Source organism: Bradyrhizobium sp. NAS96.2, from assembly GCF_001908235.1.
Lineage (GTDB): Bacteria > Pseudomonadota > Alphaproteobacteria > Rhizobiales > Xanthobacteraceae > Bradyrhizobium.
In genome coordinates, this window is record NZ_LGHK01000304.1 from 1 (window position 1) to 8,191 (window position 8,191).

Annotated in this window: 7 protein-coding genes; 4 read left to right on the forward strand and 3 right to left on the reverse strand. The window is 65.5% G+C overall.

Features of this window, described 5'->3' with window-relative positions; genetic code table 11:
* Positions 1 to 455: 455 nt before the first annotated feature.
* From AC628_RS40355 to AC628_RS40365, 3 genes are all read right to left on the reverse strand, one after another.
* Positions 456 to 1,472 (reverse strand): ABC transporter substrate-binding protein, encoded by a 1,017-nt coding sequence (locus tag AC628_RS40355; protein WP_074132328.1) that lies wholly within the window; start codon positions 1,470 to 1,472, stop codon positions 456 to 458.
* Between the two features lie 317 nt (positions 1,473 to 1,789).
* Positions 1,790 to 2,701: an amino acid ABC transporter substrate-binding protein gene (locus AC628_RS40360; RefSeq protein WP_074132330.1), complete on the reverse strand. Its 912-nt coding sequence runs from the start codon at positions 2,699 to 2,701 to the stop codon at positions 1,790 to 1,792.
* A gap of 135 nt (positions 2,702 to 2,836) precedes the next feature.
* Complete coding sequence (locus tag AC628_RS40365) at positions 2,837 to 3,769, reverse strand: DUF3280 domain-containing protein (RefSeq protein ID WP_074132332.1); 933 nt, start codon at positions 3,767 to 3,769, stop codon at positions 2,837 to 2,839.
* A 225-nt stretch (positions 3,770 to 3,994) separates the two neighbouring features.
* Between AC628_RS40365 and AC628_RS40370 the strand changes: the two genes are divergently transcribed.
* From AC628_RS40370 to AC628_RS40385, 4 genes are all read left to right on the forward strand, one after another.
* Complete coding sequence (locus AC628_RS40370) at positions 3,995 to 5,407, forward strand: sensor histidine kinase (RefSeq protein ID WP_074132334.1); 1,413 nt, start codon at positions 3,995 to 3,997, stop codon at positions 5,405 to 5,407.
* Complete coding sequence (locus tag AC628_RS40375) at positions 5,404 to 6,066, forward strand: response regulator (protein ID WP_074132336.1); 663 nt, start codon at positions 5,404 to 5,406, stop codon at positions 6,064 to 6,066. Before AC628_RS40370 ends, AC628_RS40375 begins: the two co-directional genes overlap by 4 nt.
* 1,003 nt (positions 6,067 to 7,069) lie before the next feature.
* The gene (locus AC628_RS40380; RefSeq protein ID WP_074132337.1) at positions 7,070 to 7,732 is read left to right on the forward strand and encodes an HAD family hydrolase; all 663 of its coding nucleotides are present in this window, start codon (positions 7,070 to 7,072) and stop codon (positions 7,730 to 7,732) included.
* Between the two features lie 2 nt (positions 7,733 to 7,734).
* Positions 7,735 to 8,191 (forward strand): MoeA family protein (locus tag AC628_RS40385; RefSeq protein ID WP_502689835.1); only part of this gene is annotated, 457 nt, incomplete at its 3' end.

Sequence of the window (8,191 nt, forward strand, 5' to 3'; positions counted from 1 at the left end):
ATGTGTCGTGATTCAATTTCAGCTCCGAACAACAATCGGCATAACCAGGAAAATCAGTTGCACGCGGAATATGGCCCGGGAAGCCTTTGGAGGCCGGTACCGGAATCATCGACCAGACCCGAATTCTAATCGGGTTGATCGACGTCATCATGATACGAGCGCGGCGCGGCCTGCAACCGTCTCGGTCTGCATGGCAGCACGGCGCAGCCGCGGACAGTTGGAACGTTCGCTGCTGTGTGCCGTTCAGTCGTCGTGCTCTGAATCATTGCCCCAGAGGCACACAACACCTCCTGCGGCCCCAGTCGTCACGCTGGGGCCGTAAAATCTTCGAGTTCCACGCACCCCGGGGAGCATGTTGAACGAGTGCGCAGCGATCTTGCGGGAACCGCGCATCAATAACGCGACGTCAAGGCGCCGATCCCTAGCCCAAATGGGCTACGCCCGCATGACCAATGTCAGATCCGCGCGAGGCTGGCCGCGCCCGCGGCGATCGCTTCGTTGAAGCTCGTGTCCCAGAATCTTCCGACCTCGGCGCGCGCGTCGAGCACGCCGAGCTTGAGGAAGGTGTCGGCGACCTTCTGGTGGGTGTCCGGCACGTCGGGCGTCACGCCGGCGAGCGAGAAGTCGTCGCTGCGGCGCGCGAACTGGTCGAGAATGTCCTGCAACGGCAGATGGGTTTCCGCCACCTGCGCGGCCGCATAGACCGGAAAATTCTTGTTGGCGAACGCATAGGCGCGCTGGATCCGCAGCAACAGGTCGCTCACGGCCGCGTGGCGCAGCGGATCATCGACCACCCTGGGATTGGCGTAGATCGGAAAATTTCCCGAGAGATAACCGACGCCGGTCTTGAGCAGCCGTGCGCCCTGCTTGGCGATCGCGAGCTGCCCGTTGTAGCCGTAGATCGCCCAGGCATCGAGCTTGCCCGAGGCGAACGCCGTGTAGCCGTCAGACGGCGTCAGATTGATCGCCTCGATATCGCCGAACGCAAGCCCTGCTTCCTCGAGTTGCTTCGCCAGGAAATAATGCGCCGTCGTCGCGCGCACATAGCCGACGCGTTTTCCCTTGAGGTCGGCGATCGAATGGACCGGTGCATCCTTCGCCGCCACCGTGACCTGGATGTTGAGATCCTCATGGGTGACGGCGATGAAGCGCACCTTGGCATTCTGGCGCGCGGCGAACATCGCCGGAATCTCGCTGCCCGATCCGATGTCGAGCGCGTCGCCGTTCAGCGCCTCGATATGGAGCACACCATTGTTGAGCTCCTTCCATTCGATCCGGTACGGCGTCTTGTCCTCGCCGGCTGCCTGCAGCAGCGGCCGCCAGCCGCCCTTGTAATACGCGACGCGCAGCGTGACGCCGCCGAGATCGGCGCCCGCCCCCGCCCCGGTCTCCGCGCGCGCACCGCCCGCGAGCAGGCTTCCGGCGAGCACGCCAAGTGCGGAACGTCGAGAGAGAACAAATGGCGCGGTCATCGGCGAGCTCCTGATCAGCAATTACAACGCTGCAAGCTTAGGAGAAAAACCGCCGATGTATATGAGACGCTATTTCGTTTTTCGCAGCGCGCACGAAAAGCCGTTCCAAGGATCGAGGCATTTGCGTGGTGATCTGTTTCCAATCGCGCATAGCCCGGGTGAGCGAAAGCGACATCCGGGACCGCTCTGTCGGCTGACCTTGCCGACACCCGTAGATCGCAGAGCCGGTCGTCAGACGCGGTCGCGCGACCCGAAGCGCACCGCTTACGGAATCGCCCAATTTACGCATCGCATACTTCCCAAGCGGACGGCTGTCGCTACTTCGCGACCTCATACACGTCAGGATCGTAGCTCGAGCTCGGATTCTTGAACGCATTGCGCAGCGCCGGCGACATCGGGACGTTGTAATTGATGCCTTTCGGCGGGGTCGGCGCTTCCAGCCACTTCTTGTACATCACTTCGATCTCAGGGCTCTTGTAGAGCTCCGCCGTGGCGCGGTCGGCGAGCGCCTTGAACGGCGCGTCCTCCCGGCGCAGCATGACGCCGAACGGCTCCGCTTTCGAGAAGGCCTCGTCGCTGATCATGTAGAGCGAAGGCTGCTTCGACCGCGCGATCGCGACCGCGAGCTGCACGTCATCGAGCGCGTAGGCCTGGGCGCGGTCGGTGTCCAGCATCAGGAACGCCTCGGCCTGGTCCTTGGCCGGGAGAACGTTGATGCCGAGCTTGCGCTCGGTATTGACCTTGACGAGCTGCGTGAGGTTCACCGAGCCGGCAACGGCCGTGACCGATTTCCCCTTGAGATCGTCGATGGTGTTGATGTTGGACGCCTTCTTGGCGGCAAAGCGCGTTGCGCTCAGGAAGTGCGTGTTGGTGAAGGTCACCTGCTTCTGGCGCTCGGCGCTGTTGGTGGTCGCCGAGCAGTGCAGATCGATCGTGCCGTTGACCATCAGCGGGATGCGGTTCGACGAGGTTACAGGCAGATAGTCGACCGCGATGTCGGGCATCCCCAGCTCCTTCTTCACGGCGTCGACGATCCCAAGGCAGATATCGAGCGCAAATCCGATCGGCCGCGCGTTGTCGTCGAGATAGCTGAAGGGAACTGAGGCCTCCTGGAAGCCGAGCGTGACCTTCCTGGTCTCCTTGATCTTCTGCAGCGTGCCCGACAACTCCTCGGCTGCCACGGGGCTCGCGGCGAGCGTGAGAGCGAAAAGGACGGCGGGCAAACGCATCGGCGGTTCCTGTGCGGTGATCAGACGACGTTGATAACCCGCACACAGGCCCGGCGATAGATGACGACGTGTCTAACAGCTATCGCGCTTTGCTATAGTCTGCCTGCCGTTCGCCGAACGCTGTCGCCGGCAGGGTTACTGCTGCGCCCCGCCCTCGAGCAGGCGGTCGCTGACCAGATGGACCGCGCCGCGGGTCCAGGAATAATCGGCGCCCATCCGCAGGCCGCTGTCGCCGCGTGAGACGACCTCGCCGCTGCGGGCGTCGCGCACCTGGAAGCCGACGGTGTATTCGGTCCGGCTGACCCGCCTGATCACGCCGATCAGCGATTGATCGGCGCCGAGCTCTTTCGCGATCGCGGCCTCGCAGCCGTTGCAGTCGCGCAGTGCATGCGCCTTGACGGGCTCGGCGGTCGCGCCGGTGGTATCGACCAGGCGATAGCGGCCCGACTGCGCAAGCCGGTCACGCACGCCGCTGGTCACGTCGGCCAGATATGCCGCATCGGAGCCGGCAAGGCCGGATGCCGGCGTGGCGGAAGTGTCCTCCAGCTCGAACTCGAACACCGCAAGCCCGATCGGCGCTGCGGCCGTGGCCTGTGCCCTCGGCAGCGCGGCCGCAAGGGCAGCGCGCACCTCGCGCGACACGAACATCCGCGCATGGTCCCACGCCTCGTCATTGTCGCCCCGAAACGTGTAGAGCTTTTCGTACAGGACACGGCTCGCGCCGACATCGATCACCGCGACCTTGGCCCATTGGATCAGCGTGCTCATCTTCTGCACGCCGCCGACAACCTTGATCTGGGCCTCGCCTGCGGGCGCCGCTGACGGGACCAGGCGATAGCGCGGCTCTGCGGCCACATCGGCGCGCAGCGCGGCCATGAATGCATCGAGCCGCTTCTGATGCGCGGCGGTCTGATCGACCACCTCGCCCGAGGTGTCGACATAGCTGAAGTCGTCGATGCTGACGCCGAGCGGGGATGCCTGCGCGGCGGCTTCGGCGCGAAGCGGACAAGGTCCGGCCAGGAGGCCGATCAACGCGAGGGCATACAAGACGAGGCGGGACTGGCACATGTTCCGGGCCTTTCAGGTGCTGGTGCGGGCGGGTCGACCGCAGCTCTAGGACGGCCACCTCCGCACCGCAGCGGAGCGTCTCCCGGCCGGTGCCGGGAAAATTTCACGACCGCGGTCCGCACCCGCCGCGGCGCTTCTCGCCCCGTCCATTCTGCCGTTTAATGCGCATGACGGCCCTGCCCGCAACGGGCGCCGAAGGCCGCCAGCGACCCCGAGGATACGCCAATGCGGAATTGGTCCGGAAGCGATCTGAAGCTGCGGCTGACCTTGCGTGTGGCCGCCGTGGCCACACTCTGCTTTGCCGTGATCTCCGGCTACTTCCTGTTCGACTCCGACCGCTCGGTGCGCGCCAGGATCGCCGCCGTTGCCGATGTCGCCGCCCGGACGCTGGAGCTGCAGCAGAACAAGATCCAGTGGCTGAACAATCCGCGCGCCGAATTCCCCGATCTCGAGGGCGTGGCCGCCTCGGTCATGGCGCCGGGCCTGTGCCTCGCATTTCGCAGCAATGGCGGCGAGATCAGCCAGCGCTTCTGCGGCGGCGCGCAGACCGACACCGCCGCGCCGCCACTGGCCTTCGCGGCGCTCTATCGCCGGCTGTTCGATCCCGGCCGCGAGGCCGTGCGCCCGGTGGTTGCGCGCGGCCATGCGATCGGCGAGGCCGTGGTCTGGGTCGATCCGGCCGTGCTGACGGCCGAAGCCTGGCACGATGCCGGCCGGCTGATGGCGGTGCTCATGATCGCGCTGCCGCTGCTTTGCGCGCTGGTCTATGCGGCGCTATCGCGTGCGCTGCGTCCGACGCGGCTGATCCGCGACGGCCTCGAGCGGATCGCCGCGGGCGACCTCGCCACACGCCTGCCGCCGTTCGATCTCGCCGAACTGTCGGCGATCGGCGACGTTTTCAACCAGCTCGCCGAGCGCCTCGCCGCCGCGCTGTCCGACCGCAACGCGCTGACGCAGAAGCTGATTGCGGTGCAGGACGACGAGCGCCGGCATCTCGCGCGCGAGCTGCATGACGAGTTCGGGCAGTCGCTGGCGGCGATCCGCGCGCTTGCCGCCTCGGCGCGCCTGACTGCGGCCCAGGATTGCCCGCCCTTGCTTGCCGAATGCGACGGCATCGCGCGCACCGCGACAGACATGATGGAGACGTTGCGCGGCGCACTGTTCAGGTTGCGACCGCCCGATGTCGACGAGCTCGGACTTGCGGCGAGCCTGGAGGGCCTGATCGCCGGCTGGAACGGCCGCCGGGGGCAGCCACGGTTCGAGATCGCCCTATCGGGATCGTTCGCGCGCCTTCCCGCTTCCGTCAGCGCCAATCTCTATCGCATCGTGCAGGAGGCGCTCACCAATGCGGCCAAGCACGCCGGCGCCACGCGCGTGGTGCTGCGGCTGCAGATGCGCGAGGCGGCTTCCGGCGACAGCGAAATCGCGCTCGCGGTCGACGATGATGGCCGGCCCGGCGATCCCCACGGCGATCTACAGGTCAAGTCTGGCATGGGCCTGCTCGGCATGCGCGAGCGGGTCGCCGCGCTGGGCGGACGGTTGAGCTTCGAGGCCGTGCAGCCCCATGGCGCATCGCTCCGCGTCGTCGTTCCCGTTGCTGCCGGCGCAGAGACCGCAGCCGTGGAACGCGCGGCATGAGCAATGCGGCGCGAACCATCATGCTGGTCGACGATCACGCCGTGGTTCGGGAGGGCTACCGGGCGATGCTGCAGAAGCAGCCGGGCCTCCGTGTCGTCGCCGAGGCTTCCGACGGCGTCGAGGCCTACCGCCTCTACAAGGAGACCGGGCCCGATCTCGTGATCATGGACCTGTCGATGCCCGGCATCGGCGGCATCGAGGCCATCCGCCGCCTCAGGCAGTGGGACAAGCGCGCAAAGATCCTGGTGTTCACCATGCACCAGAACGCGGCCTTTGCCGTGCAGGCGATCCGCGCCGGTGCGAGCGGCTATGTCACCAAGACCAGCCCGCCGGAGACGCTGGTGCATGCCGTGATGGATGCACTGTCGGGCAAGATCGCGATCAGTCCGGACATCGACCACGAACTCGCGCTCAGCCACATCGCCGGCGAGCGCGCCGCCGCCGACCTCCTGACCGCGCGGGAATTCGAAGTGCTGCGCATGCTGCTCGCGGAAAAGACCACCGACGAGATCGCCGAGGCGCTGCATCTCAGCCCCAAAACGGTCGCGAACCTGCATTCCCTGATCAAGGACAAGCTCGGCGTCGGCACCGATATCGAGCTGGTCCGCCTCGCGCTGCGGCAGGGCATCCTGACGCAGGTCGATCTGCGCGAACAGTGAGCCCACGGCGGCGCGGCCCGATGATGCAGTCCGGCGCCCATCGAGATCGATGTTGCAAACAAAGGGCCCCAGCGAGGGGGGTCGCCGGGGCCAGAGCAACTCAGTCGCATCATCCTAGACCTTATCGCGACGCTTTGCTCCGCTCCTTCGGATGACCGGAATCGTACGGGGCCGAAGCCGTGAACCCTGCTCGGCTCTCGTCCGTATCCGTACAGGTCAGGATTTTGCCATCCCTCTTGGGGCTAGAACCAACGCCGTCCGCCCGTATTCAATGCGGGCGGCGTTGCTCGTTTGCGGCCAGGAACAGCAAGCGGCGGTCCCTGCCTGTCACGCACATGACATTCATCGAAGTTCCCGGGCAGGAACCGGAACGGACCTTCATCGATGTGAGTTGGATAGAATGATTTTCGAGAAGGAGCGTCATCGCCGTGACCCGGAAAACCCTGCAGGCACGTTCAGAGCAGGCGCTCGTCGTCATCATTCTCAGCACCGGCGCGCTCATCGCGTATCTCGGCCTCGCGCTTTCCAGGATGTGAGAGGGTCTGCGCTCGGACGCGCCGAATGCGGGCAACGCCTGCCACTGAGTTGCCCGACGGCCAAGTCCCCACAGCAAAAAGATTTCGCCTTACCAGAAAATCATCTGTTGCGAGAATGCGGATGTCTGTCTCGATGTCGCAACATATCCGGTGTCGTCCCTGCGAAAGCAGGGACCCATAACCACGAATGATGATTGTTGCGCGATGTCGGAACGACGATTCTGCTCCAACAACATCGGCCGCGGAGTATGGGTCCTGCTTTCGCAGGGACGACGCGTGGAAACAATCTTGTCCCTAACTACACCTCGGCTCAAGCACACCCGCCTCTGATATACTGGATCACCCGCTTTCGGGGGTGACGACACCCTGTGCGTGGAGACGACTGGCCGCCTAACCGCGTCGCATGCTTGCCGCACAAATCGGGGACATTGCCGCCTGCCCGCAATTCTCGTACACGGTTTCACGCAATGACCTCGCAACTCTTCCCCGATTCCGTCGACGTGCTGCTGTTCGATATCGGCCGCGTCGTGCTCGACATCGACTTTGACAAGGTGATGGCGCACTGGGCGCAGCATGCGGGCTGCGCACCGGCCGAACTCGCCAGCCGCTTCGTCGTCGACGACAGCTTCAAGCATCACGAGATCGGCCGGATCGACGATGCGGCGTTCTTCGCGAACCTGCGCCAGTCGCTCGGCATCGGCCTCAGCGACGCGCAATTCCTCGAGGGCTGGAATTCGATCTTCACCGGCGAGATGCCGGGCATCGCGCCGCTGCTCGCGGCCGCCGCGAAGCGTATGCCGCTCTACGCGTTCTCCAACACCAATCCGGCCCATGTCGCGCATTTCTCGGTCACCCATGCCGAGCTGCTCGGCCATTTCCGCAGCGTCTTCCTGTCCTCGACGATCGGCTTTCGCAAACCCGACGCCGAGGCTTACGATCATGTGGTAAAAGCCATCGGCGTGCCGGCGTCGCGGATCCTGTTCTTCGACGACCTGGCTGCCAATATCGAGGGTGCGCGGGCGCGCGGCCTTCATGCCATCCACGTGACATCGACGGATGACGTGGCAACGGCGCTGACTGCACTTGGGATTGAACCCTGGGATTTGAACCCTGGATTTGAGGAGCTCTGAGCGTGGCCCTGATGCCGGTTGCCGATGCCCTGTCTGCCGTTCTCGCCGGCGCTGAGCCGCTGCCGCAGGAAATGGTCGCGCTCGATGCCGCTTACCACCGCACGCTGGCGGGTGACCTTGCCGCACTCCGCACCCAGCCGCCGCAGCCGATGTCGGCAATGGACGGCTATGCGGTGCGGGCCGCCGACGCGGCCGATCTGAAGGCCCGGCTCAAGGTGATCGGCGAGGTCGCCGCCGGCCGGCCGTTCGAGCGGACGGTCGGGGCCGGCGAGGCGGTGCGGATCTTCACCGGCGGCGTGATCCCCAACGGCGCCGACGCCGTCATCATCCAGGAGGACACCAGGGTCGACGGCGACCACATCGCGATCACCGAGCTAGCTGCCGCCGGACGGCACATCCGCGCCGCGGGCGTCGACTTCCGCGAGGGCGACGTGCTGCTCGCCGCCGGCAGCCGCCTCT

Coding starts and splice junctions, on each gene's coding strand:
- AC628_RS40355 (WP_074132328.1), bottom strand. CDS start 1,472: ATGACCGCGCCATTTGTTCTCTCTCGACGTTCCGCACTTGGCGTGCTC.
- AC628_RS40360 (WP_074132330.1), bottom strand. CDS start 2,701: ATGCGTTTGCCCGCCGTCCTTTTCGCTCTCACGCTCGCCGCGAGCCCC.
- AC628_RS40365 (WP_074132332.1), bottom strand. CDS start 3,769: ATGTGCCAGTCCCGCCTCGTCTTGTATGCCCTCGCGTTGATCGGCCTC.
- AC628_RS40370 (WP_074132334.1), top strand. CDS start 3,995: ATGCGGAATTGGTCCGGAAGCGATCTGAAGCTGCGGCTGACCTTGCGT.
- AC628_RS40375 (WP_074132336.1), top strand. CDS start 5,404: ATGAGCAATGCGGCGCGAACCATCATGCTGGTCGACGATCACGCCGTG.
- AC628_RS40380 (WP_074132337.1), top strand. CDS start 7,070: ATGACCTCGCAACTCTTCCCCGATTCCGTCGACGTGCTGCTGTTCGAT.